Origin of the sequence: Nonomuraea sp. NPDC052116, from assembly GCF_040680035.1 — a bacterium.
Lineage (GTDB): Bacteria > Actinomycetota > Actinomycetes > Streptosporangiales > Streptosporangiaceae > Nonomuraea > Nonomuraea angiospora_A.
Window position 1 is genome coordinate 9,646 of sequence record NZ_JBFAWA010000020.1, and the last position, 23,308, is coordinate 32,953.

The window sequence follows — 23,308 nt, forward strand, 5'->3', positions numbered from 1 at the left end:
CGCGACGAGCTCCTGCGCTCGGGGGCTCATGGTCGCGCCCGCTTCGCCACTCGTTGGCTCCTTCGTCGCTCTCTCGCGACGAGCTCCTGCGCTCGGGGGCTCATGGTCGCGCCCGCTTCGCCACTCGTTGGCTCCTTCGTCGCTCTCTCGCGACGAGCTCCTGCGCTCGGCGGGTGGCTGTTGGCACGGTCACTGGACTGTCCTGTCCTACACGCTCGAAGGCCTCGGGGGTGGTGTGCTGCCTTCGTTCCTTTGTGAACCCCTTCACAAACTTGTCGGCCCGCAGTCTACTGCTTTTCCAGTACATAGTGGCAGTCGGGGTGCTGTTCTGTGATCCAAGAGGAACGGTGTGTCGCGTGTGGTCTCACGCCGCCTTGAACCCTCTGTGCAGGGCGACGATGCCCATCGTGAGATTGCGCCAGGCGACCCGCTCCCAGCCGGCGTCCTGAATGGTCCGGGCCAGTGTGCGCTGGTCGGGCCAATCCCGGATCGACTCAGCCAGATATTCATAGGAATCGTCATTCGAGCCGAACACCTTGGCCACTTTTGGCAGCAGCTTCATCAGATATTCGCGGTAGACGAGATCGAAGGGCCCGAACGTCACGTGGGAGAACTCCAAGATCACCAGTCGGCCGCCCGGCTTGGTGACGCGCAGCATCTCCCGCAGCGCCTGCCGGGTGTCGTGCACGTTGCGCAGCGCCACCGAGATCGTCACCGCGTCGAACGAGTCGTCGGCGAACGGCAGGCGCAGCGCGTCGCCCGCGATGAAGGGCACCCCCTCACCCGACAGCGCGTTGCCGCCGTGGCGGCGCACGCCGGTGCGGAGCATGCCCAGCGAGAAGTCGGACGCGATGGCCCGCGCGCCCAGCGTGGTGAACGCGTCGGTGGACGTGCCGGTGCCGGCCCCCAGGTCGAGCACGAGCTCCCCGGGACCCGCGTCGATGGCCGCGGCCACCGCCTTGCGCCACATCCTGACCTGCCCGAGGGAGATCACGTCATTGACCAGGTCGTAGCGCCGGGCGGTGCGATCGAACATCGCGGCGACCTCGTCCGGCTGTTTGTCCAACTGAGCGCGCGTCATAGGCCAAGACTATGGGAGGCCCTCCGGGCCCGTATCCGCGGCCATGAACGCGGACATTCAACGGAAAGTAACTACGAGACTACTGAACGTCTGCTAAAACTTGGCGAATGCTTGCCCGTGTCGCCCTTGCGGCGATCATCGCCTCGGCTCCCACGGCGCATTTCGGCGTCGTCTCGGCCGACCCGGTAGACAACACCCCGCACGTGCTCGACGGCATCGTCAACGCGATCACGGTCGTCGGCGACACCGTCGTGGTCGGCGGCTCGTTCAGCGAGGTGAGCGACGCCGCCCGCACCACCGCCTACCCGCGCTCCAACCTCTTCGCCTACAACCTGACCACGGGCCGCGTCCTGCCGGGCTTCGCGCCGATCGTCCCCGGCCCCGTGTACGGCCTGGCCGCCGGCGACCAGGGCACCGTCTACGTCGGCGGCGAGTTCATCGGCGTCAACGACTCGCCCGCCAGGTCGCTGGCCAGGCTCAAGCTCTCCGACGGCACGCTGGTGACCGGCTTCGCGCCGCACATCGGCGGCGGCATGGTCTCCACGCTGGCCAGGCAGGGCTCGAAGCTCTACGTGGGCGGCGACTTCACCAGCCCGCGCACCGCGCTGGCCAGGATCGACGTGACGACGGGCGCGGCCGACCCGGCGTTCGGCATCACGCCCGGCGGTTCGCTGACGCCCAGGGTGAAGGTCTACGCGATCGCCGCCACCCGCTACCGGCTCGCCGTGGACGGCTCGTTCACCACGCTGGCCGGCCAGTCCAGGCCGCAGCTCGGGCTCATCGACATCAGCGGCCCCACCGCCAGGCTCGCTCCCTGGCGGACGGAGGCGTACGCGCGCCCGTGCATGAGCGAGTTCCCCTCGTACGTGCGCGGCCTGGACTTCTCACCCGACGGCCACTATTTCGCGGTCGTCACCACCGGCGGCCCCAAGGGCGGGATGTGCGACACGGCCGCCAGGTTCGAGACGTACTCCAAGGGCTCCACCATCAGGCCGACCTGGGTGAACGCCACCGGAGGCGACTCGCTCTACGCGGTTTCCGTGACGGGCGCGGCGGTCTACGTCGGCGGACATCAGCGCTGGCTGAACAATCCGCAGGGGCGTGACTCCGCCGGCCCCGGAGCGGTCTCACGCCCGGGGATCAGCGCCATTCATCCGACTACGGGAATGGCCCTCAGTTGGAATCCCACACGGGAGCGCGGCATCGGTGTGAAGGCGTTTTACGCGCATCGCAGTGGACTACTTGTCGGTAGCGACACAACCAGACTCGGACGGGAGTACCATGCCCGGATTGGCATGTTCCCCCTGCCCTAGTCGTCTTGCGGCTTCGGCCGGTCGATCTTGTTGCTGATGCGTTCGCTCACGGCATCACGCTGCTTGCTGAGCAGGACGTAGCTCGCTATGCCGCTGATCAAGAAAGACACCAGGATCAGCACGAACGGGTTTTGCAGGCCGAGCAGCCACAGCACTCCGAGGGTGACCGCAAAGATGCCGATGCGCGACAGTGTGTAAACGAGAACAGGAGGCACAGGTTCGAGGTTACTCGGACCCGTGGACCGGTCGCTCTTCGCATCGAACGCGAGCGATGCTACTGTTCCCAGTCAGGGAGTTTCGTAAAGAAACACCCACGAGAGCCCCAAAGAGGCTCTATCATATAACAATCGGGCAGTCAGCTGATAACAACCCGTGATCTTTGCAGAAAACCACGGATAAATCAGGCTTCGCTCGACACACTGGTTACCTGTCCGCCCGCTGGCAGGAAGCGGGATGCGAGGGGGAGAGATTGGTGGAGAGTAGCAGCGAGCGTCTGCTGACCCCAGGAGAGGTTGCCGCCCTCTTCCGGGTAGACCCAAAGACGGTTACACGCTGGGCTGCGGCAGGCCGCATCAGCAGTATCCGCACCCCCGGAGGGCATCGGCGGTTCCGCGAGTCGGAAGTGCACGCCCTTCTACGTGGCGAGGACGTTTTGACGGCCGACAGGCCGGCAGGTGAGTCCCCGCGCGTCTGACCGTGCAGACGGTGATCCTGCGACGGCAGGATCACCGCCGGCGCGCCCCACTGTTCGCGTGCTTTCGGCCACACTTCCGTCCGGCAGCATGAGGCGGCGCCAACCGCCGACCGTGGTTGGCGCCTGTCTGGTCGCCTCAGGCGTCCTCCTGCCGCGCCTTGAAGGCCAGGAACTCACGCTCCAGTTCGTCGTTCTCCTTCTCCCACTCGTTGCGGCGCTCGGCCAGTTCCTCCTCTGTCAGCGCCTCCGGCAACAACTGGTCGTAGTCCGGATCACCGGGCAGCACCTCGACGTACGCGTTCCCGATCAGACGCCCGTCTTCGCTGGTCAGGCTCTGCGGCACGCGCAGGGTCCCGTCCGCGAGCCGGATGACGTACATGTCCGATCACCTAGATTCCGTAGCGCCGGTTGAAGAAGAGCATGATGTCCAGCGCCATCCGCGTGTCTCCCCCGAGCATGTCCACGAGGGCCGGACGCTGGCGGGAGGCGATGGCGGCGAAGGCATCGGCGAAGAACTCCTTACGGCCGAGCCCCCCGCCCTGGCGGTGGAACGTCGAGGCCAGCAGCGGCATGGCCGTGTCGTAGAGGCGGACGAAATCAGGGGAGTCGGAGACCCAGCCACCGTACGCCGAGTCGATGTCGTCGATGGCATGGCCGACCTCGTGCATCATAACGTCCGGGGTCGGTGACGGGCGGTCACCTACGACGATCTTCCGGTCGCCGTACGCGCCCGCGCAGATGTCCCAGGTGGCGCGGCCCGACGGGAGCGGGGCGCCGCGTAAGTAGCCCATGTCGTCGAGGTCCGGCACGCCGCCGCGGCCGACGTAGATGCCCTCCAGCCCGGCCGCGAGCTTCTCCTTCAGCCGCTCCGGCAGGCGGGCGAGGCTCTCCACGGCACGTACGACGTCCGCCGACGGCGGGCCCTGCCTGGCGTCCCACTGGCGGTGCAGGATGGACTCCAGCTTGCCGCAGTGGCGCAGGCCGTCGCCCATGGACGGGATGCCGGGCCGGTTGGGCTGGGCCCTGGGCTGGTCGTCGAGCTCGAAGTCGTACCAGGTGTAGCGGGGGCGTTCGACCACGGCGGCCGGCAGTCGCTCGCCACGCTCGCGCAACGAGAACCCGTCCCAGCTCGTCTCGGAGGGCCGTCGTACCTCGTCGCCCGGCCACGCCATCCGCTCACCCCGCTCATTACCCGGCCATCTCGAACCCTCGCGCTCTCCGGGTCGCTCAGGCTGGCCTCTGGGCACGTCGGGCCCCCGCCCGCGCTTCTTGCGCGCCTTGGCCTCCGCGCGGCTCTCAAAAGGCTTCTCACGGGCGTTGAACCAGACGGAACGGTCCGAGTCGGGGGGCGCCTCGCCGCGCCGCGAGAAAAGGTAGGACCCGCGCCGCCACCAACGGCCGCGCCGATGACGGCCCTTGTCGCCAGACGCCTTGGAGTCAGAAAAGGCCATCGCACCTCTCAACGCCCGTGGAGTCCGGCGACTTCGCCGCATCGGCCTCCACGGTACGACGCATGTCTTCCCCTAGTCACCTGAAACGGGACATCGGGAAGCACGATCACGTCGCGGATGGCTTACAGTTCAGGAATGGCAGGTGTACTGATCGGCCTGGCGCTGCTGGTCTTCTGGCTCTTCTCGCTGTTCGACGTGGTCACCGCACCGGAAGATGAGGTTCGGAACGTACCAAAAGCCCTGTGGATCCTGATCGTCGTCCTGATCCCGGTGCTCGGCGGTCTCGTCTGGATGGCGCGCGGCCGCCCGAGGGCCCCGCGCGCCGCGTGGCCGGTGCCCCCGGGTCCGGGCATGCCCAAGGGGCCGGACGACGACCCCGACTTCCTGCGCGACCTCGACCGCCGCATGCGCGGCGACGACGTCTGAGCCGATCAGACGTCGGCGTAGCTGTGCAGGCCGCTGATGAAGATGTTGACGCCGATCAGGTTGAACATCAGGCAGGCGAACGCCACCAGCTGCACGATCGTCGCGGCCCTGCCCCGCCATCCGGCCGTCACCTTGGCGTGCAGGTAGGCGGCGTAGGCCACCCAGGTGATGAACGACCAGACCTCCTTGGGGTCCCAGCCCCAGTAGCGGCCCCACGCCCGGTCGGCCCAGAGCGCCCCCGCGATCACCGCGAACGTCCACAGCGGGAACGAGAACACGATCGCCCGGTGCGCCACCCGCTCCAGGTCGGCCCGCGAGGGCAGGCGTGACATCCCGTCACCGCGCACCAGGTAGAGGACTCCGGCGACGCCGGCCAGCGTGAACAGGCCGCTGGCGATGATCGCGGCGGTGACGTGGATGGCGATCCAGTACGAGTCCAGCGCGGGCACGACGGGCCCGGCCGCCGTGTAGAAGAACTTGACCGCCAGGCCGAGCCCGAGGGCCGCCGTGATCATCACGAAGGCGCCGAGGAAGCGCACGTTGAAGCGGATCTGGGTGCCGAGGAACGCGGTCACGGCGGCGAAGCAGATGGCCACCACGAACTCGTACATGTTGCCCCACGGCCACCGGTCCACGGACATGCCGCGGGTGGCGATGGCGGCGAAGTTGGCCGCCCAGCCGATCCAGGCGAGCACCAGGGCCACCTTGCCGGCCCTGTGCCCCCCATCTGACGGCTCCTTGGACTCCGGGGTGGCGGCGACCACGCCGTCGGCTGAAGGCCCCCCACCCGCTCCGACCGTGACCGGCTGCTTGACCTCGGACCGCTCGACGGCGGCCGCCTTGTCCGGCCGGGACCTGCCGAAGGCGAGCTCGATCGCGAACCCGACCATGGCGAAGAAGTAGAGCAGAACGGCGGCGACGACGAAAAGGTCGCTCAGCTCCGCGAGTTGCTCAGCGGACATCCTTTTCTCCTGCGGATAGAACCTTGACGATGTCGGCGAACTCCTCGGCGAAGCCCGCCGCGGAGCCCTCTGTACGGGTCAGGCCGCCCACCTCGACCACGCCGTTCCCGATCCGCACGAACACCCTGCGGCGGCGGATCATCAGGGACAGCGCGATGGAGACGACGGCCGTGGCGGCGAAGACCAGCACCGGCATGCGCCCGGGGTCGTAGGCCGTCTGGAGCGTGATCCACTCCTTGACCCCGGCGAACTCCAGCTTGCCCGCCCCCTTGGGCAGGTCGATCGACTGGCCGACGGCGAGCGGCTTGGGGACGCTCTTGCCCATGATCAGCGGGGTGAGCTTCTTCATGAGCTCGGGCGGCGCGAGCTCGTACACCGACCGCGGCTGGCCGGAGCGCAGCCCCAGGTCGCCGGTGAAGGCCCCGACGAGCTGCACCTCGGGGTTGAGCGAGCCGGGGAAGGCCGAGGCGTACGTGCCGTCCGTGAGCGGCACGCTGGTGGGCAGGAACTGCAGCAGGAACCCGAGCTGCGACGGCTCGGCGTCGGGCACCTTGACCACGCATCCCGAGGTCATCGTGCCCTTGGCCTCGATGAGGCACGGCACCGGGCCCTCGAAGGCGACCTGCCCCTTGCCGTCGGTGACCTTGAAGACGGGCGCGTAGCCGTTGCCGATCAGGTACGTCTGCGTGCCGTTGATCTCCAGCGGGTCGTTGACCTTGAGGTCGTACTCGCGGGCGGGCGCCCCCGGCGAGTCGTTGACCTTGAGGCGGGCCGTGTAGTCGAGCGCCTGGCCACGCTTCTCGCCCGTCACCTGGTAGGCGACCTTGAAGTCCTCCAGCTGGAAGGAGAACGGCTCCAGCGACTCGGCCGAGACCTGGCTGCCCGGGATGAACCGGTCGTAGGCGGCCACCGTGTTGGCGAACCCGTCGCCCTCGACGACCAGGACGTTGCCGCGGTAGCCGAACAGCGAGCCGAAGCCGACCGCGAACAGAATGCCAAGCAGGGCGACGTGGAAGAACAGGTTTCCGGTCTCGCGCAGGTAGCCCTTCTCGGCCGACACCCACCCGTCGCCGGTCACGACGCGGAAGCGCAGCCTGCGCAGCCGCGCGGCGGCCCCTCCGACCTCCAGATCGCTCTCGAAAGAGGCGAAGTGCGGCAGACGGGAGACGTTCTTCGGCGCGGCCGGCGGCTTGCGGCGCAGCTCGCGCAGATAGGTGGCGGCGCGCGGGATGACACAGCCGATCAGCGAGGTGAACAGCAGCAGGTAGATCGCCGCGAACCAGACCGAGGTGAACACCTCGAAGAGCTGGAACCTGTCGTACCACTCGGCCAGCGTGGGGCTCTTCTGGTAGAGCTGCGCCACCTTGTCGGGGTCGACGCCGCGCTGCGGCACCAGCGAGCCCGGCACCGAGGCGAGCGCGAGCAGGAAGAGCAGGATCAGCGCCGTCTTCATCGAGGTGAGCGTGCGCCAGCCCCACCGCAGCCAGGCGATCAGCCCGAACCCCGCCTGCTGCGCCGCCCGCTCCCTCTCCTCCAGCTCCTTGACGCTCATCAGATCACCGGTACGAATCCGCCGATGAGGCCCTGCATGGCAGCGATCATCTCTCCCCACAGCCCGGTCACGAGCAGCACCCCGACGGCCACCATCATGCCGCCGCCGATCCTGGTGATCAGGCGCGAGTGCTTGCGGATGGCCCGGAACGTGCGCAGGGCCCTGCTGTACGCGAGCGCCGCGCCCACGAACGGCAGCCCGAGGCCCAGCGCGTACGCGACGGCCAGGAGGGCGCCACGCGCGGCGCTGCCCTCGTTGAGCCCGAGCGCCAGCACGACGGCCAGCGTGGGCCCGATGCACGGCGTCCACCCCAGCCCGAACACCACGCCGAGCAGCGGCGCCCCGGCCAGCCCCGCGGCGGGCACCTTGTGGATGCGCACGTCGCGCATCAGCCCGGGGACGAGCCCCAGGAACGCGAGCCCGAGCAGGATGGTCAGCACCCCGAGCACCCGCGTGATGATCTCGATGTGGCCCAGCATGACCGAGCCGAGCCCGCCGAACAGCGCCCCGCTGAGCACGAACACCAGCCCGAACCCGGCCACGAACAGCACCGTCCCCAGCACCAGCCGCCCCCGCTTGGGGTCGGCGCTCATGCCGGTCACGTACGACAGGTAGCCCGGCACCAGCGGCAGCACGCACGGCGACAGGAACGACACGACCCCGGCCAGCACCGCGATCGGCACCGCGAGCAGCAGCGAGCCCGAGGCCACGACGTCACTCATCGCGCACCTTGGTCACGGTGTTGAGCAGGTCGGTGTACTTGACCGCGCCGAGCGCCCTGGCGGCGATCCTGCCCTGCTTGTCGATGATCAGGGTGGACGGGATGGCCGCCGGCGGGACCGTGCCCTGGAAGGCCAGCGCCACCTTGCCCGGCTGGTCGAAGATGTGCGGGTAGCCGGTCTTCTCGGTGCGCTCGAACGCCAGCGCGTCGGCCTGGCGGTCCTTGAAGTCGACGCCGATGAACTCCACGCCGCCGGCCTTGGTCTTGGCCGCGACCTCCTTGAGCACCGGCGCCTCCGCCCGGCACGGCCCGCACCACGACGCCCAGAAGTTGATCACCACGACCTTGCCCTTGTGCGCGGCCAGCGAGGCGGTGGCCCCGTCGAGGGTCGGCCCCTGGATCGCGGGCGCGGCCTTGCGATCGGCCGCGTCGAACACCTGCATCTTCCCGTCGCCGGCGACGAAACGGGTGTCGCCGGCCTGCGGCTGGCCGCCCTGATTGCCCGCGCAGCCCGCGACCAGCAGACCCAGGAGGACGAGAGAGATGGACTTGGCGCGCACGGAGGAAGATCTCCTTGTACTACAACCGGTAGAGCTTGCAACTCTACCGGCGAGCCCCCTCGCTCCGGACATCAGGCCCCGGGAACGGACGGACCGGTCTGAAGCGACCCCGCCGGCTCGCTGTAGCCGATGCTGACGAGGCGGTCGCCGTCGAAGGAGAGGGTGGTGAGGCTCGCCAGCGCGCACTGCCGGCGCCGCGGATCGTGCCAGAGCCGGCGGCCCTCGGCGGCCGACCTGATCGTCCAGATGGGGAGCTGGTGGCTGACGAGCACCACCTCGTGCCCGCGTGCGGCCGCTCTGGCGTCGTCGATCACCGACTTCATGCGCCTGACGATCGACGGGTACGGCTCGCCCCAGGACGGGCGCAGCGGGTTCCAGAAATAGCGGTAGTTGCGCGGGTTGCGCAGGATGGCCAGGCCCTGGCCCACCGGGCGGCCTTGGAGCAGGTTGCCCGCCTCGATCAGGCGCTCGTCCTGGACGACGTCGAGCCCGAGCTTCTCGGCGAGGGGCGCCGCGGTCTCGAGGGCGCGCTCGAGCGGGGAGCTGTAGATGGCGACGATGTCACGGCCGCCCACGGCCTTGGCGACCGTCTCGGCCATGAGCTTCCCCGTCTCGGACAGGTGGTAGCCCGGGAGCCTGCCGTACAGGACGCCGGCGGGATTGTGCACCTCGCCGTGGCGCAGCAGGTGGACGACGGTGGTTTCAGCCATGGTGTGGCCCAGCCTATCCGCTCCCCCTCTATGAGCAGCGTGAGGCCCGGCGGCTCAGTTGACGGCCCAGGCGTTCTCCTGCTTCCTGCTCGCCTCGGCCAGCGCCTCCACCATGGCCCTGATCGCGGGACGGCGCGCCGCGTCCGTGCGCCACACGGCGTAGATGCGCCGCGTCTGGCGCGGCATGATCGGCACGAGCCGCACGCCGTCCGGCACGCAGTCCCGGCCGAGCCGCGGCACGATCGCGCACCCCAGCCCGCCCGCCACCAGCGCGAGCTGGGTCGGGTACTCGTCGGCCATGCACGCGATCACGGGCTCCACCGAGGCGTTGCGCAGGGTGAAGACGAGCCAGTCGTGGCAGACGGTGCCGGGAGACCCGCTGATCCAATGGTCGTCGCGGAGCTGGGCGAGCTCCAACTCCCTGCTGTGGGCCAGCGGGTGGTCGGCGGGCAGCGCGATGTCGGCCACGTCGTCGAGCAGCGTGGCCCTGGACAGGCCTTCGGGCAGGGCCATGGGCCGGTTGAGCCAGTCCTGGATGACGCCCAGGTCCAGCTCGCCCCTGGAGACCTCGCGCACCACCCGCTCCGGCTCGCGCTCGCTGAGCTGGACCCACAGGTCGGGATGGCGCTCCCGGAGCGAGGCGAGCGCGCCGGGCATGAGGCCGCGCACGGCGGTGGGGAAGGCCGCGATGTTCAGCCGGCCGACGACCTCGCCGCGCAGCGCCTCGAAGTCCGCCTCCGCGGTCTCGACCAGGGCGAGGATGCGCTCGGCGTGCTCGGCCAGGAGGCCTGCCGCGTCCGTGAGGCGCACGCCGCGCCCGTTGCGCTCCATGAGTCTGGCGCCGGTCTCGCGCTCCAGCTTGGCGATCTGCTGGGAGACCGCCGAGGGCGTGACCATGAGCGCGTCGGCGGCCGCGCCGACCGACCCGTAGACATGGACCGCATGAAGGGCCTTGAGCCGGTTCAAGTCCAACATGTAAGTCATCCTAAATGGTTTAGCGTAGAAAGTCTCGCTTGTCGTTGAATGTGTAGCGGATGAAAATAGATGCATGAGAATCCTTAAGACGAAGAAGCAGCAGCCGAGCTCCGTGTCCTACCTCAAGGTCCTGGCCGAGCAGGCCCGCGACCAGCGCATCCGCTACGAGAAGCCCGCTCGCTGAGTGCGGTCCCGCCACCTGGCCCTAGCCATCGGCCTCGCCGCCGTGTGGGGCTTCAACTTCGTGGTCATGCAGGCCGGCCTGCGGCACTTCCCGCCGCTGCTGTACGCGGGCATCAGGTTCGCCCTGGCGGCGTTCCCCGCCCTGCTGTTCGCCGGCCGCCCGGGAGTCCCGTGGCGCTGGGTCGCGGGGGTGGCGGCCACCATCGGGGTCGGCCAGTTCGGAGTCCTGCTCGTGGGCATGCGAGCGGGCATGCCGGCCGGACTGACCTCACTCGTCCTGCAGACGCAGGCAATTTTCACCGTGTTGTTCGCGGTGACGCTGCTCAAGGAGCGGCTCACCGCCCGCCGCGTGCTCGGGCTGGGCGTCGCCTTCGGCGGCCTGGCCCTGGTCGCGCTCGACTTCGGGGTGTCGGGCCCGCTCGGGGCCTTCGCCCTCTGCCTGGCCGCAGCGGCCGCCTGGGGCCTCGGCAACGTGGTTCAGCGCAAGGCCGCGCCGCCCGATTCGTTCCGCTTCATGGTCTGGGTGAGCGCCTTCTCCGCGATCCCGCTCCTGCTCCTGTCGCTCTGGCTGGAGGGCGTGCCGGTGCTCGACCCGGCCGCTGAGGGCTGGCTCTCGCTCCTTTACGTGGCGTTCGTCTCCACGCTCTGCGGCTTCGGCGTCTGGGGCTGGCTCCTGCGCCGGTACGACGCCTCCACGGTGGCGCCGTACACGCTGCTGGTGCCGGTGTTCGGCATGTCGTCGGCGGCACTGGTGACCGGCGAGCCGATCTCCTGGCCGAAGCTGGTGGCGGCGGCCCTGGTCATCTCGGGCGTCCTGTACGCGGGCACGAAGCCCCGCCGCGCACTCGCCACCGCCCCTTAGAGCACGGCGGCAGCCGCCTTCGCCGCCGCGGGCAGCGCCTCGGCCACGCGGCTCAGCGCCTCCTCGTCGTGGGAGGCCGACAGGAACCAGGCCTCGTACGCCGACGGCGGCAGATAGACACCCTGGTCGAGCATCGCGTGGAAGAACGCGGTGAACGCGGCCGTGTTCTGCGTCTTGGCCTCGGCGAAGTTCGTCACCTCGGCGTCCGTGAAGAAGATCGAGAACAGGTTGCCCGCCCGCTGCAGCCGGTGCGGCACCCCGGCGGCCGACAGCGCCTCGGAGGCCGCGTCGCCGACGGCGAGCGCCGCGGCGTCCACACGCGCGTAGGCCTCGGCGTCCAGGGCGCGCAGGGTCGCCAGGCCGGCCGCGCAGGCCAGCGGGTTACCGGACAGCGTCCCGGCCTGGTAGACGGGCCCCTCGGGCGCGAGCAGGGCCATCACCTCGGCCCGTCCCCCGAAGGCCGCGGCGGGCAGGCCACCGCCCATGACCTTCCCGAACGTCATCAGGTCGGCCTCCACCGGCTCCAGGCCGTACCAGCCCGCGGGCGAGACGCGGAACCCCGTCAGCACCTCGTCGACGACGAGCAGCGCGCCGTGGGCCGTGCACAGCTCGCGCAGGCGCGCGTTGAACCCGTCCTTGGGCGGGACGATCCCCATGTTCGCCGGGCAGGCCTCCGTGATCACGCACGCGACCTCCGCCTCCGCGAAGGCCGCCTCGACGGCCTCGATGGAGTTGTACGGCAGCACGATCGTGTCCGCCGCCGACGCCCCCGTCACGCCCGGCGTGTCGGGCAGCCCGAACGTCGCCACCCCGGACCCGGCCGCGGCCAGCAGCGCGTCGACGTGCCCGTGGTAGCACCCGGCGAACTTGATCACCTTCGACCGCCCGGTGAACCCCCTGGCCAGCCGCACCGCGCTCATCGTCGCCTCGGTGCCCGAGCTGACCAGCCGCACCTTCTCGACCGGCGCCACCCGGGAGACGATCTCCTCGGCCAGCTCCACCTCGCCGGGGGTGGCGGTGCCATAGGAGAACCCGTGGGCCACCGCCCCGGACACGGCCTCGACGACCGCGGGGTGCCGATGCCCGAGGATCATGGGGCCCCAGGAGCACACCAGGTCGACGTACCGGTTGCCGTCGACGTCGGTGATGTGGGGGCCCTGGCCGGAGACCATGAAGCGCGGCGTCCCGCCGACCGCGCCGAACGCGCGCACCGGCGAGTTGACACCCCCGGGCACGATCCGGCGGGCGCGGGCGAACAGGTCCTCGGAGTTCTGTGTACGGCTCACCCGACCCAGGTTAGCCGGGACACACAGCGGTCTCCGGAGCGGGCACCACGAGGGCCGCGCTCAGTCGGCCAGCCACTCCAGGATGCGCAGCGGGTCGGGCAGCGGCTGCCCGTTGGGGGGCCGGAGCCAGGAGACGGGCTGCCCCGTGGGGAGGGTCGAGGGGGGCGCGAGGACGTAGCTGTCGCGGCAGTGCCACCGCAGCCCCGGCGTGTCGTCGATGGTGGCAGGGTCGCAGTCGAGCTGGCACGACCACCACTCGTCCTCGTCCTCCGGATTGCCCCGCGTGGCCACATAAAACAGGACCCGGTCGCCGTTGGCGGCGACCGGGCCCGGGTGTGCTCCGGCGTTGTCGATCCGGGTGAGGGCCGACAGGCCGATGGCGAGCGGTACGTCGAAGACGTCGAACACGCGTCCGGTGGGCAGGATCACGTTGGCCTCGGGCTCGGCGTGCCACCAGCGCGTCAGCAGCGCCGTGTCCGTCGTGGCCTGCAGGTGCCAGGCGGGTGAGAGCGGATGGGCACCCGGGTCGGGGCAGCCGAGGCGGTCACAGGAGCAGGCGCGTGGCCCGTGACGCAGCGGATAAGCCCCCGGCACGACGGGCCACCCCATGGCGGCGTATTCGAGCACGGTGCCGATGCGTGTCGGCCGCGACCGTTTTCTGGTACGCCGAGCCAGTGGTACCCCCACCATTGGTGTCTCCCGTCGAGTCCCCACAGTGCCTGAAGAGGTCCCGGCTCCGGGCAGCCATACGCGCCACGCGGGACACACCAGCACTTGTCATCGCACTCTAACGCACACGCCCCACGAGTTGACGGGAAACCCCTTGGTTGGCCGCGATGGATCCGCAGCGTAGCGAGGACATCCATCGCGGCACGCGAGCGGAAGCTCGCCAATCAGATGCGCCGTGCCACTTCCGTCGCCCAGTACGTGAGGATCATGTCGGCCCCGGCGCGCTTGATCGCGACCAGCGATTCGGTGATCATGCGGTCCCGGTCCACCCAGCCGTTGGCCGCGGCCGCCTCGATCATGGCGTACTCGCCGCTCACCTGGTACGCCGCCACCGGGACGTCCACCTCGTCACGCACGCGGGTGATGACGTCGAGGTAGGCCCCCGCCGGCTTGACCATGACGGCGTCGGCGCCCTCGGCGAGGTCGAGCCGGACCTCGCGCAGCGCCTCCTCCAGCGGCCCGGCGGGGTCCTGCTGGTGGGTGCTGCGGTCGCCGAACTGCGGCGCGCACTCGGCGGCGTCGCGGAACGGCCCGAAGAAGGCGGACGCGTACTTCACCGAATAGGACAAGATCGGGACATTTTCATAACCGGCCCCGTCCAGGGCGGAGCGGATCGCCCCCACCTGGCCGTCCATCATCCCGCTCGGCGCCACCATCTGCGACCCCGCGGCGGCCTGGGCCACCGCGATCGAGGCGTAGCGCTCCAGCGTGGCGTCGTTGTCCACATCGCCGGACGGGGTGAGGATCCCGCAGTGCCCGTTGTCGGTGAACTCGTCGAGGCAGGTGTCGGCCATGACCACGACCGCGTCGCCGACCTCGGCGTTCACGTCACGCAGCGCCACCTGCAGGATCCCGTCGGGATCGTCGGCGGCCGAGCCCCGTGCGTCCTTCACCGCGGGGATCCCGAACAGGATGATCCCGCCGACGCCCGCCTCCGCCGCCTCGTGCGCGGCCTTGCGCAGCGAGTCGCGGGTGTGCTGGAAGACGCCCGGCATCGAGGCCACGGGGTGCGGCTCGGCGAGGCCCTCCTTGACGAAGGCGGGCAGGATCAGGTCGGCGGCGTGCAACCTGGTGCCCGCCACCATCCGGCGCAGGGCGGGGCTGCGACGCAGCCGCCGCAGCCGGGCCACAGGGTACTGCGCGGTCATACGCCACTCCTCAATCGCGAGAACGCGAAGACTAAGAATTCACCTGGCTCTTCTCCTGGCGCCCCGGCGGTTCTGCGACGGCCGGCGCGGGGTGTCGCCCGCCGCCAGCGCCGCCTGGCGCTGCTTGGCCCCGTACTCGGCCACCGCGGCGGCCAGGGCGGAGGCCGACGGCTGGTCGGCCATCACGTCGACCCGGAGCCCGAACTCCTCGGCCGTCTTGGCCGTCTGCGGCCCGATGACGGCGATCACCGTGACGTTGTGCGGCTTGCCCGCGATGCCCACCAGGTTGCGCACGGTGGACGAGGACGTGAAGAGCACGGCGTCGAAGCCGCCGCCCTTGATCGCCTCGCGGACGGGCGCGGGCGGCGGCGCGGCCCGCACGGTGCGGTACGCGGTGACGTCGTCGCACTCCCAGCCCAGCTCGGTGAGCCCGGCCACCAGCGTGTCGGTGGAGATGTCGGCCCGCGGTAGCAGCACCCGGTTGATCGGGTCGAGCATCGAGTCGTACGGCGGCCACTCGGCCACCAGCCCCTCGGAGGACTGCTCCCCCGACGGCAGCAGGTCGGGCTTGACACCGAACTCGACCAGGGCCTGCGCGGTCGCCTCGCCCACGGCCGCCACCTTGAGCCCGGCGAAGGCCCGTGCGTCGAGGCCGTACTCCTCGAACTTCTCGCGCACCGCCTTGACCGCGTTGGCGCTGGTGAAGGCCACCCACTCGTAGCGGCCCGTGACGAGCCCCTTGATGGCGCGGTCCATCTGCTGCGGCGTGCGGGGCGGCTCGACCGAGATGGTCGGCACCTCCTCGGGCACCGCGCCGTACGCGACGAGCTGCTCGGACAGGCTGCGCGACTGCTCCTTGGTGCGGGGCACCAGCACCCGCCAGCCGAACAGCGGCTTGGTCTCGAACCACGACAGCTTGTCACGCAGCCCCACGGCCTCGCCGACCACGATGAGCGCCGGCTCGGTGAACCCGGCGTGCTTGAGGTCGGGCTGGAGCCGGCCGAGCGAGGACACGACGGTGTACTGCTCGGTGGTGGTGCCGCCGCTGCTGACCGCGACGGGCGTGGTGTCGGGCTTGCCGCCCGCGATGAGCGCCTTGCCGATGGCCACGGCGTCGCCGATGCCGTTGTAGATCACCAGGGTGCCGCGGCAGGCGGCGTGCGCGGCCCAGTCCTGGTCCTGCGCGGCGTCCACGACCCGGAACTCGGGGACGGCGCTCGCGGCCGGGATGCCCGCATAGGTGAGGACGGCGGTCGCGGGCGGCACGCCGGGAACGATCTCGAAGTCCACCTCCGCCGCGGCGCAGGCCGCGACCTCCTCGGTGATCGAGGAGAACAGCATCGGGTCGCCCTCGCACAGGCGCACCACGAGCTGCCCGTGCTTGGCCCGCTTGACCAGATCGTCCTCGACGACCTCGACGCCTTCGCGGCAGTGGCGCAGCAGCGGGCGGTGGGCCTCGTCGCCGAGCACCACGGCGTCGGCCTTGGCGAGCAGCTCGGCGGCGCGGAGCGTGAGCAGGTTGGGATCACCGGGACCCGCGCCCACGAACGCGACGATTCCGGAGGTTGGACTATCGGAGCTCAATGGGAATGCTCCCCCATCAATCTGTCGGCTCCTTCGGCGATCATCTCGGCAGCCAGGAGGCGGCCCAGGTTCGCAGCCTCCGAAGGAGAGCCGGCGGCGGACTTGCGGACCGCCGTGCGGCCGTCGACGGCGACGACCACGGCGGTCAGGTTCAGAGTGTGCCCGTCATCGACCGCGAAAGCACCCACCGGAGCGGAGCAACCGGCCTCGAGAGCCGCCAGCACGGCTCGCTCGGCGGTCACCGCGGAGCGCGTGCGCGGGTCGTCGAGAACACTCAGGAACTCGATGAGGTCGGCCCTGTCGGACCTGCACTCCACGGCCAGCGCGCCCTGACCGGGAGCCGGCAGCAACTCCTCCACCTCGAAGATCTGTGCGATTTCGGCGTCACGGCCGATCCTGGTCAGGCCGGCCGAGGCCAGCACGACCGCGTCGAGCTCACCTGAGGTTACCTTGCCGATACGCGTGTCCGCGTTGCCGCGGATCGGGACGTACTCCAGGTCGGGCCGCAGCGCGCTGAGCATGGCGATCCGGCGCAGCGAGCCGGTGCCGACCCTGGCGCCGGGCTGCAGGTCGGCGAACTTGTGCGGGCCGACCAGCGCGTCGCGGTGGTCGTGCCGGGCCAGGATGGCCGCCAGCGTGAAGCGCGGGTCCTGCTTGGTCGGCAGGTCCTTCAGCGAGTGGACGGCGAAGTCGACCTCGTCCTCGAGAAGCTTGTCGCGCAGCGCGCTGACGAACACGCCCGTGCCGCCGAGCTGCGCGATCTGGGCCTTGGTGACGTCGCCGAACGTCGTGATGCCCACCAGCTCGATCGCGCGCCCGGTGAGCCGCGTGTAGGCGTCGGCCACCATCTGGGACTGCGTGGTCGCCATCAGACTGCGGCGGGTCCCCAGCCGCAGAGCTCCCGACATCACAGCTCCACCTCCCTCACGGCCTCGGGCATCTTCGGATCGAGATTGAACAGCTCACGCAGCGCTTCCGCATAATGATCGCCGCCTGGGCAGGTGGCGAGTTGCTTGACACGCACCGTGGGCTCGTGGAGCAGCTTGTCGACGACCCGCTGCACGGTCATGGCGACCTCGTCGCGCGCCTTCTCGTCGAGGTCGGGCACCCGCATGAGCAGGCGGCCGAGCTCCGACTCGACCACGCTCGCCGCCTTGCTGCGCAGCGCCACCACGGTCGGGGTGACCTTGGCGGCCCGCTCCGCGTCGAGGTAGGCGCGCAGCTCCTCGGCCACGAGCGCGCGGACGGACTCGACGGCGTCGCCGCCGCGGGAGCCGATCCCGGACTCCTGGATGGTCTCCAGATCCACCAGCGTAACGCCGGGGATGGCCCGGACGCCCGGGTCGATGTCGTGCGGCAGCGCCAGGTCCAGCAGGAACGCCGGCCGGCTCAGCATGTCGGGCGTGATGACGTGGCGCCCGGCGCCCGTGCAGGTGATGACGATGTCGGCCCCGGCCAGCTCGTCGGCCACGGCGGCGAAGCCCACCGCCCGGCCGCCGACGGACTCGGCCAGCCGCGCGCCGCGCTCGTACGTACGGTTGGCCACCACGATGTCGGTGACCCCGGCGCGCGCCAGCGTGGCGGCGGCCAGCGAGCTCATGGAGCCCGCCCCGACCACCAGCGCCCGCCGCCCGGCCAGGTCGCCCGCCAGGGCCAGGCCGGCGGAGACGAGGGAGGCGCCCGCCTTGTCGATGCCGGTCTCGTGGTGCGCCCGCTTGCCGACCCGCAGCGCCTGCTGGACCAGCTCGTTGAGGGTGGCGCCGACGGTGCCGTGGCGCTGCGCCAGCTTGAGCGCCTGGCGGACCTGGCCGAGGATCTGGCCCTCGCCCAGGACCATGGAGTCGAGCCCGCACACCATGGAGAACAGGTGCTCGACGGCCCGCTCCTCGTAGTGCACGTAGAGGTGCGGCGTCAGCTCCTCGACCGGGACGCCCGAGTGGACGCCGAGCAGGCCGCTGACGGCGGTGACGGCGGCGTGGAAGCGGTCGACCGTGACGTAGACCTCGACCCGGTTGCAGGTCGAGACCACCATGGCCTCCGCGACGCAGGGATCCTGCTGCACGTCGTACAGGAGTTTGGCGAGCGCGTCACCCGTGATCGAGACGCGCTCCAAAAGCGCCACCGGAGCGGTCCGGTGACTGAGTCCGATAGCCAGAACACTCATTGACTGTCCACCGCCATGAGTGGCCCCCCAGCCTTGCGTTGCTCGTGGAACGCGAGAATCTGCAGTTCGATAGATAGGTCGACTTTACGGACATCGACGCCGTCCGGGACGGAAAGCACAACTGGGGCGAAGTTCAGGATGCTGGTCACGCCCACGGAAATCACACGATCGCACACTTCCTGCGCCGCTGCCGCCGGTGTCGCCAGAACCACGATCGAGACTCCACGCCGCTTGATGACGGCTTCCAGTTCGTCGATGTGCTCAACATTCAACCCCGCGATGGTGTCGCCCACGACTCCGGGGTCGGCGTCCACGAGCGCCGCGACGCGGAAGCCCCTGGAGACGAAGCCGCCGTAGTTGGCCAGCGCGCGGCCGAGGTTACCGACTCCGACGATCGCGACCGCCCAGTCTTGCGTCAGGCCGAGCTCGCGGGAGATCTGGTAGACGAGATACTCGACGTCATAGCCTACGCCGCGCGTGCCGTACGAGCCGAGATGTGACAGATCCTTGCGGAGCTTGGCCGAGTTGACGCCGGCGGCGACGGCCAGGTCCTCGGAGCTGACGGTCGCGATGCCCCGCTCGGCCATCCCGTGCAGCGCCCGGAGGTACAACGGAAGCCTGGCGACCGTCGCCTCGGGTATGCCGCGGTCACGGGGCTGGGACGGGCTCTTCACGTGCCGGAGCTCCAGGGGACGGGCGGTGTGGGGACCGCGTGAACGGAATCGAACCGTCTTTCAGGTTAATCCCTTTGTGAACCGATGCACAAAGTCGCGGCGGTAGCGTGTGGCTATGCATCGCATCACGTTGCTCGGGAAGCCCGGCTGTCACCTGTGTGAGGACGCGCGAGAGATCATCGCCAAGGTGGCGGGCGAGCTCGGGGTGCCGTGGGAGGAGATCAGCATCGAGTCCTCCGAGGAGCTTCAGGAGAAGTACTGGGAGATGATCCCGGTCACGCTGATCGACGGCGTGCAGCACGACTTCTGGCGGGTCGACGAGACCCGCCTGCGGGCGGCCCTCAGTACGTGACCATCGGGAGCGGCACCACCTTCGCGGCGTTGACGTTGAGCTCGATGACGTTGGTGGCCAGCACCATCGCCTGCCGCTCGTTGACGAACCTCTCGACGTGGGGCTGGCGCTGGTGGTCGCGGTAGGCGACCTCGTCGCGGTAGAGCTCGTAGACGATGCGCTGCAGGGGGGCCGACTTGACCGCGTGGCAGGCGTACACGAGCGTGTCGGGCTCGCCGCGGCGCACGGCCTCGACGGTCGCCTCGGCCAGCCGGTCGAACGCCTCCCCGGCCCCGTCCATGATCGTGAAGACGGTGAGCAGGCCGTAGATGGTCGGTGAGGGCTTGCCGGAGCCGGGCTGCTGTTGCTGCTGCTGTTGATGTTGCTGTTGATGTTGCGGGGCGGGCGAGAACAGCTCGGCGCCCGGGTAGACCGCGCCGGTCCCCGGCATCGCGAAGTCGGGGCGCTGCGGCGGCGCCTGGGCGGCGGGCGGCGCGCCGTTCATGATGTAGCCGGTCGAGGGCCCCGAGTCGGGCGGCGGTGACATGCGCGCGGCGTAGTCGACCCCCTGGTCGCCCGCGCGGTATTCGGCCACCAGATCGCCCAGGCCCGACGACCTGCGCGGTGGGGAGGGCGGGAGCCCGGGACCGCCGGGAACGGGCTCAGGCATGCCCCTGGGGCCCGGCGGGGGCTGCATGGGCGCCTCGTCGCGGAACATGGGGCGCTCGTCGTGGTGCTGCGCGCGCTCCTCGCGACGCTGAGAGCGATCGTCCCGGCGCGAAGGCCGCTCGTCGCGGTCGGAGTCGAAATCGTCCTCGTCGTCGTCCTCGTACGGCGCCAGGGGCCGCAGCACGGTGTACCAGACGGCCGCCGCGGCGACGGCGAGCAGCGCCGTGGTGAACAGCGCCGGCACCGTGAACCTCATCGCGCCCACGAGCGCCATCCCCGAGGGGACGATGACCGCCGACGCGTGCAGGTTGTCGGTGTCGTATTCGTCACCCTGGCGCCACTTGATCCCCGCCACGACGAGCATGCCGAGCATGGTCAGGACGGCGACGACGTGCACGCCGAGCAGCAGCTTGTCGGGGATGATCGCCCAGAAGTTGGCGGCCGTCGGCAGCGACTTGCCCATCTCCTCGCTCTTGAGCGGGTCGAAGATGAGGATGGCCACCGACACGATCGTCAGGGCGATGCCGATCAGCCACGCGAGGAACCTCGGCGGCGCCTTCTCCCCCAGCAGCTGGACCATGCCGACGGCCAGCCAGAGCGGCGCCAGCAGCGATCCCGTGATCTGGTAGATCCGGAACGTGACCGAGCCGAACCCGAAGACGTAGCCGATGCCGATCACGGCCAGTGACAGGCAAAGAGACACGACTGCAACGGTCCAGGCGATCAACCACCCCTCAGGCTCGTCGCGAAGTCGTTGAATCAGGGCGCCCACCGCGATCGCGGCCAGGAGCGCACCGGCGAAAGCTATGACGGCAACGAGGATCTCCATGATGACTCCAATGCTGCCGGACGAACCTCCCAGACCGGTAGCCGAAGAGGGAACGGGTCGGGAGACACGGTATCTGCCGATTACGCCTAGTCATGCCAGCACGCTGTGGATTGTGGAATTTCCGGTTGATTTCTAGAGTGTTCGAGCACGCCGCACCCCTTACCCCTAGGGATACCGGATGCCTGACTCGTCACCGTTCGCCGGGCTGCTTGCGCCAACGGTCGCTGTGCCTGCCCGGACGGGCGAGCCCGCCGTGCGCGAAGAAGTGCCCGACGACATTCGCACGCTGGTGCTGCACGCCAAAAGTGGCTGCACCGATTCCTTTGGCACGCTCTACGACCGGTATGTGGATCTTGTCTACCGCTACATCTACTTCCGGGTGGGATCGCACCAATTAGCCGAGGACCTCACCAGCGAGACCTTCCTGCGCGCGCTGCGCAGGATCGGCGACTTCACGTGGCAGGGACGCGACTTCGGCGCGTGGCTCGTGACCATCGCCAGAAACCTGGTCACCGACCACTTCAAGTCCGGTCGCTACCGGCTGGAGATCCCGACGGGCGAGATCATCGACGTACCGCTCGACGGCTCGCACATCCCTGAGAACGCCGTGGTCAACGCGATCATCAACGACAGGGTGCTGCGTGCCGTACGAGATCTCAATCCCGAGCAGCAGGAGTGTGTGGTCCTGCGCTTTTTGCACGGCCTCTCGCTCGCGGAAACCGCGCTGATCATGGGGAAGAAGAGTGGAGCGATCAAAGCGCTGCAGTTCCGTGCAGTCCGGGCGCTGGCCAGGGCACTTAAGCACGATCTGGCGTAACTTCCCCCATCCGCATCTCGTTAGTCAGATGTCACTGCCGGATCAGTCAGGGAGCTGTCATGGGTAGGGCGCGCAGGGAGCGGGAGCTCGTGCTCGAGCACCTCGCGGAGCTGCGCAGCCTGCCGCTCGGGGGCATGCCCGAGCCCGCCTTCCGCGAGCGGCTGCGCGCGGAGATCCTGTCCGGCGCGCTCCTGGAAGCGCCCGAGCCGGAGGCACCCGCCCGCCGCCGTCCGGCGCGCCGGCGGCCGCTGCTGGCGCAGCTGGCCATGCTCGGGCTGGCTGCGGCCATGATGATCTCCTCCTTCGCCACGTACCGGTCGGTGCCGGGAGACTCCCTCTACCCGCTCAAGCGCGCCGCGGAGAGCACGCTCGTACGCCTCAGCAGCGACGACGCCGAACGCGGCGAACGCGAGCTCGACTCGGCCAAGACCCGGGCCAGGGAGGTCGCCACCCTGCTCGGCTCGGCCGAGGGCGGCCCGCTGGTCGGCAGGACGCTGAAGGACATGGAGGAGTCGACGCGCTCGGGCATCAGCAGGCTGGAGCGGGCGGAGCCGCGCTCCCCTAAGATCAAGACCTTCGCCCGCGACCAGAAGAAGGTGGTCGGGCCGATACTCACACAGCTCGACGACTCACAACTTGCCCAGGCGGAGGGATACCTTGACTACATCGAGGGTCTGGTCGCGCCTGACTAGGAAAGTAAGCTGAGCGCCATGTGGCGGCTAATTCGACGAGGACACGAGGTGGCGCCCGAGGCCGCCGGCGAGGCCGCGGCGCAGGCGGCGGCCACCGTCGCCCCGGTGGAGCCGGACCTGCAGGCGGCGGCGTTCTTCGACGTCGACAACACGATGATGCGCGGGGCCTCGATCTACCACTTCGCCAGGGGGCTGGCGACGCGGGGCATGTTCACGACGTCCGACCTGATGAAGTTCGCGGTCGGGCAGGCCGTGTTCAGGCTGCGCGGCAACGAGAACCCCGAGCACATCGCGGTCGCCAGGGAGACGGCTCTGGCGTTCGTGGCGGGCGCCAAGGTCGACGACGTCGTACGCCTCGGCGAGGAGATCTACGACGAGGTCATGGCCGACCGCATCTGGGGCGGCACCCGTTCCCTCGCCCAGAGCCACCTGGACGCGGGCCAGCGCGTCTGGCTCGTCACCGCCACCCCCGTGGAGCTGGCCCGCGTCATCGCGCAGCGGCTCGGCCTGACCGGCGCCCTCGGCACGGTCGCGGAGACCCGTGACGGGATCTACACGGGACGCCTGGTGGGCGACCTCCTGCACGGTCCCGCCAAGGCGGAGGCGGTGCGGGCCCTGGCCCGCCGCGAAGGCCTCGACCTGACCCGCTGCACGGCCTACAGCGACTCGGCCAACGACCTGCCGATGCTGTCCCTGGTGGGCTCGGCGGTGGCCATCAACCCGGACAGCGAGCTGCGGGAGCACGCCAGGAAGCACGACTGGCCCATCAAGGACTTCCGCACCGGCCGCAAGGCCACCCTGACGGCCCTGCCCATCGCGGCCGGCGTGGGCGCCATTGCCGGCGGGATCGCCGCCGGCATCGCCCTGCGCCGCCACTACCGCAACTCGATCTAGC

General features: G+C 69.9%; 26 protein-coding genes. 8 read left to right on the plus strand and 18 right to left on the minus strand.

Annotation, left to right across the window (positions count from 1 at the left end; genetic code table 11):
* Positions 1–364 precede the first annotated feature (364 nt).
* Positions 365–1,081: a demethylmenaquinone methyltransferase gene (locus AB0L65_RS33655; protein ID WP_364253590.1), complete on the minus strand. Its 717-nt coding sequence runs from the start codon at positions 1,079–1,081 to the stop codon at positions 365–367.
* A gap of 107 nt (positions 1,082–1,188) precedes the next feature.
* On the opposite strand from AB0L65_RS33655, the gene AB0L65_RS33660 reads away from it, so the two are divergent.
* The gene (locus tag AB0L65_RS33660; protein ID WP_350739831.1) at positions 1,189–2,394 is read left to right on the plus strand and encodes a hypothetical protein; all 1,206 of its coding nucleotides are present in this window, start codon (positions 1,189–1,191) and stop codon (positions 2,392–2,394) included.
* On the opposite strand, the gene AB0L65_RS33665 is transcribed toward AB0L65_RS33660, so the two are convergent.
* Positions 2,391–2,609: a DUF4229 domain-containing protein gene (locus tag AB0L65_RS33665; RefSeq protein WP_350739829.1), complete on the minus strand. Its 219-nt coding sequence runs from the start codon at positions 2,607–2,609 to the stop codon at positions 2,391–2,393. The two genes, AB0L65_RS33660 and AB0L65_RS33665, sit on opposite strands and share 4 nt — an antisense overlap.
* A 257-nt stretch (positions 2,610–2,866) precedes the next feature.
* On the opposite strand from AB0L65_RS33665, the gene AB0L65_RS33670 reads away from it, so the two are divergent.
* Positions 2,867–3,088 carry a BldC family transcriptional regulator gene (locus tag AB0L65_RS33670; RefSeq protein WP_026214226.1) on the plus strand — a complete coding sequence of 74 codons (222 nt, stop codon included), beginning with the start codon at positions 2,867–2,869 and terminating at the stop codon, positions 3,086–3,088.
* A 136-nt stretch (positions 3,089–3,224) separates the two neighbouring features.
* Here the strand turns inward: AB0L65_RS33670 and AB0L65_RS33675 are convergent, their stop codons facing one another.
* Both AB0L65_RS33675 and AB0L65_RS33680 read right to left on the minus strand, forming a co-directional pair.
* Positions 3,225–3,467, minus strand: a complete 243-nt coding sequence (locus tag AB0L65_RS33675; protein WP_350739826.1) for a hypothetical protein — start codon at positions 3,465–3,467, stop codon at positions 3,225–3,227.
* A 10-nt stretch (positions 3,468–3,477) separates the two neighbouring features.
* Complete coding sequence (locus AB0L65_RS33680) at positions 3,478–4,260, minus strand: hypothetical protein (RefSeq protein ID WP_364253593.1); 783 nt, start codon at positions 4,258–4,260, stop codon at positions 3,478–3,480.
* 414 nt (positions 4,261–4,674) lie between these two features.
* Between AB0L65_RS33680 and AB0L65_RS33685 the strand changes: the two genes are divergently transcribed.
* The gene (locus AB0L65_RS33685) at positions 4,675–4,965 is read left to right on the plus strand and encodes a PLD nuclease N-terminal domain-containing protein (RefSeq protein WP_185069979.1); all 291 of its coding nucleotides are present in this window, start codon (positions 4,675–4,677) and stop codon (positions 4,963–4,965) included.
* A gap of 5 nt (positions 4,966–4,970) precedes the next feature.
* Here the strand turns inward: AB0L65_RS33685 and ccsB are convergent, their stop codons facing one another.
* The 6 genes from ccsB to AB0L65_RS33715 form a co-directional block, all read right to left on the minus strand.
* Positions 4,971–5,927 (minus strand): c-type cytochrome biogenesis protein CcsB, encoded by a 957-nt coding sequence (gene ccsB / locus AB0L65_RS33690; protein ID WP_364253596.1) that lies wholly within the window; start codon positions 5,925–5,927, stop codon positions 4,971–4,973.
* Complete coding sequence (locus tag AB0L65_RS33695; protein WP_364253599.1) at positions 5,917–7,479, minus strand: cytochrome c biogenesis protein ResB; 1,563 nt, start codon at positions 7,477–7,479, stop codon at positions 5,917–5,919. Before AB0L65_RS33695 ends, ccsB begins: the two co-directional genes overlap by 11 nt.
* Positions 7,479–8,201, minus strand: a complete 723-nt coding sequence (locus AB0L65_RS33700; protein WP_350739815.1) for a cytochrome c biogenesis protein CcdA — start codon at positions 8,199–8,201, stop codon at positions 7,479–7,481. The genes AB0L65_RS33695 and AB0L65_RS33700 overlap by 1 nt, the downstream gene beginning before the upstream one ends.
* Positions 8,194–8,760, minus strand: coding sequence for a TlpA disulfide reductase family protein (locus tag AB0L65_RS33705; protein WP_350739812.1), 567 nt, complete (start codon positions 8,758–8,760; stop codon positions 8,194–8,196). The genes AB0L65_RS33700 and AB0L65_RS33705 overlap by 8 nt, the downstream gene beginning before the upstream one ends.
* Positions 8,761–8,831: 71 nt before the next feature.
* The gene (locus AB0L65_RS33710) at positions 8,832–9,470 is read right to left on the minus strand and encodes a histidine phosphatase family protein (RefSeq protein ID WP_363976749.1); all 639 of its coding nucleotides are present in this window, start codon (positions 9,468–9,470) and stop codon (positions 8,832–8,834) included.
* A 54-nt stretch (positions 9,471–9,524) separates the two neighbouring features.
* Complete coding sequence (locus AB0L65_RS33715) at positions 9,525–10,445, minus strand: LysR family transcriptional regulator (protein WP_364253602.1); 921 nt, start codon at positions 10,443–10,445, stop codon at positions 9,525–9,527.
* A 184-nt stretch (positions 10,446–10,629) separates the two neighbouring features.
* Here AB0L65_RS33715 and AB0L65_RS33720 point away from each other — a divergent pair, with 184 nt between their 5' ends.
* A complete protein-coding gene (locus AB0L65_RS33720; RefSeq protein WP_364253605.1) occupies positions 10,630–11,490 on the plus strand; it encodes an EamA family transporter in 861 nt (286 codons plus the stop codon).
* Here AB0L65_RS33720 and hemL read toward each other — a convergent pair.
* The 7 genes from hemL to AB0L65_RS33755 form a co-directional block, all read right to left on the minus strand.
* A complete protein-coding gene (hemL, locus tag AB0L65_RS33725; RefSeq protein WP_364253608.1) occupies positions 11,487–12,776 on the minus strand; it encodes a glutamate-1-semialdehyde 2,1-aminomutase in 1,290 nt (429 codons plus the stop codon). The genes AB0L65_RS33720 and hemL overlap by 4 nt on opposite strands.
* A gap of 60 nt (positions 12,777–12,836) precedes the next feature.
* Positions 12,837–13,466 (minus strand): bifunctional DNA primase/polymerase, encoded by a 630-nt coding sequence (locus AB0L65_RS33730; RefSeq protein ID WP_364253611.1) that lies wholly within the window; start codon positions 13,464–13,466, stop codon positions 12,837–12,839.
* Positions 13,467–13,669: 203 nt separating this feature from the next.
* Complete coding sequence (gene hemB / locus AB0L65_RS33735; RefSeq protein WP_363976763.1) at positions 13,670–14,653, minus strand: porphobilinogen synthase; 984 nt, start codon at positions 14,651–14,653, stop codon at positions 13,670–13,672.
* Between the two features lie 39 nt (positions 14,654–14,692).
* Positions 14,693–16,198, minus strand: coding sequence for a bifunctional uroporphyrinogen-III C-methyltransferase/uroporphyrinogen-III synthase (locus AB0L65_RS33740; RefSeq protein ID WP_364253614.1), 1,506 nt, complete (start codon positions 16,196–16,198; stop codon positions 14,693–14,695).
* Positions 16,199–16,233: 35 nt separating this feature from the next.
* A complete protein-coding gene (hemC, locus tag AB0L65_RS33745; protein ID WP_364253617.1) occupies positions 16,234–17,145 on the minus strand; it encodes a hydroxymethylbilane synthase in 912 nt (303 codons plus the stop codon).
* Positions 17,145–18,401, minus strand: a complete 1,257-nt coding sequence (locus AB0L65_RS33750; RefSeq protein WP_364253620.1) for a glutamyl-tRNA reductase — start codon at positions 18,399–18,401, stop codon at positions 17,145–17,147. The genes hemC and AB0L65_RS33750 overlap by 1 nt, the downstream gene beginning before the upstream one ends.
* Positions 18,398–19,075: a redox-sensing transcriptional repressor Rex gene (locus tag AB0L65_RS33755; RefSeq protein WP_350739785.1), complete on the minus strand. Its 678-nt coding sequence runs from the start codon at positions 19,073–19,075 to the stop codon at positions 18,398–18,400. Before AB0L65_RS33755 ends, AB0L65_RS33750 begins: the two co-directional genes overlap by 4 nt.
* 115 nt (positions 19,076–19,190) lie before the next feature.
* Between AB0L65_RS33755 and AB0L65_RS33760 the strand changes: the two genes are divergently transcribed.
* Positions 19,191–19,427: a glutaredoxin family protein gene (locus AB0L65_RS33760; protein ID WP_192789467.1), complete on the plus strand. Its 237-nt coding sequence runs from the start codon at positions 19,191–19,193 to the stop codon at positions 19,425–19,427.
* On the opposite strand, the gene AB0L65_RS33765 is transcribed toward AB0L65_RS33760, so the two are convergent.
* Positions 19,417–20,904 carry an antibiotic biosynthesis monooxygenase gene (locus AB0L65_RS33765; protein ID WP_364253623.1) on the minus strand — a complete coding sequence of 496 codons (1,488 nt, stop codon included), beginning with the start codon at positions 20,902–20,904 and terminating at the stop codon, positions 19,417–19,419. The two genes, AB0L65_RS33760 and AB0L65_RS33765, sit on opposite strands and share 11 nt — an antisense overlap.
* Before the next feature lie 178 nt (positions 20,905–21,082).
* Between AB0L65_RS33765 and AB0L65_RS33770 the strand changes: the two genes are divergently transcribed.
* The 3 genes from AB0L65_RS33770 to AB0L65_RS33780 are packed head-to-tail and all read left to right on the plus strand — an operon-like array spanning position 21,083 to position 23,307.
* Positions 21,083–21,721, plus strand: coding sequence for a sigma-70 family RNA polymerase sigma factor (locus tag AB0L65_RS33770; RefSeq protein WP_350739779.1), 639 nt, complete (start codon positions 21,083–21,085; stop codon positions 21,719–21,721).
* Between the two features lie 59 nt (positions 21,722–21,780).
* Positions 21,781–22,413: a DUF5667 domain-containing protein gene (locus tag AB0L65_RS33775; protein WP_364253626.1), complete on the plus strand. Its 633-nt coding sequence runs from the start codon at positions 21,781–21,783 to the stop codon at positions 22,411–22,413.
* Between the two features lie 18 nt (positions 22,414–22,431).
* Positions 22,432–23,307, plus strand: a complete 876-nt coding sequence (locus tag AB0L65_RS33780) for an HAD-IB family hydrolase (RefSeq protein WP_319711188.1) — start codon at positions 22,432–22,434, stop codon at positions 23,305–23,307.
* The last annotated feature ends 1 nt before the right edge of the window (position 23,308 follow it).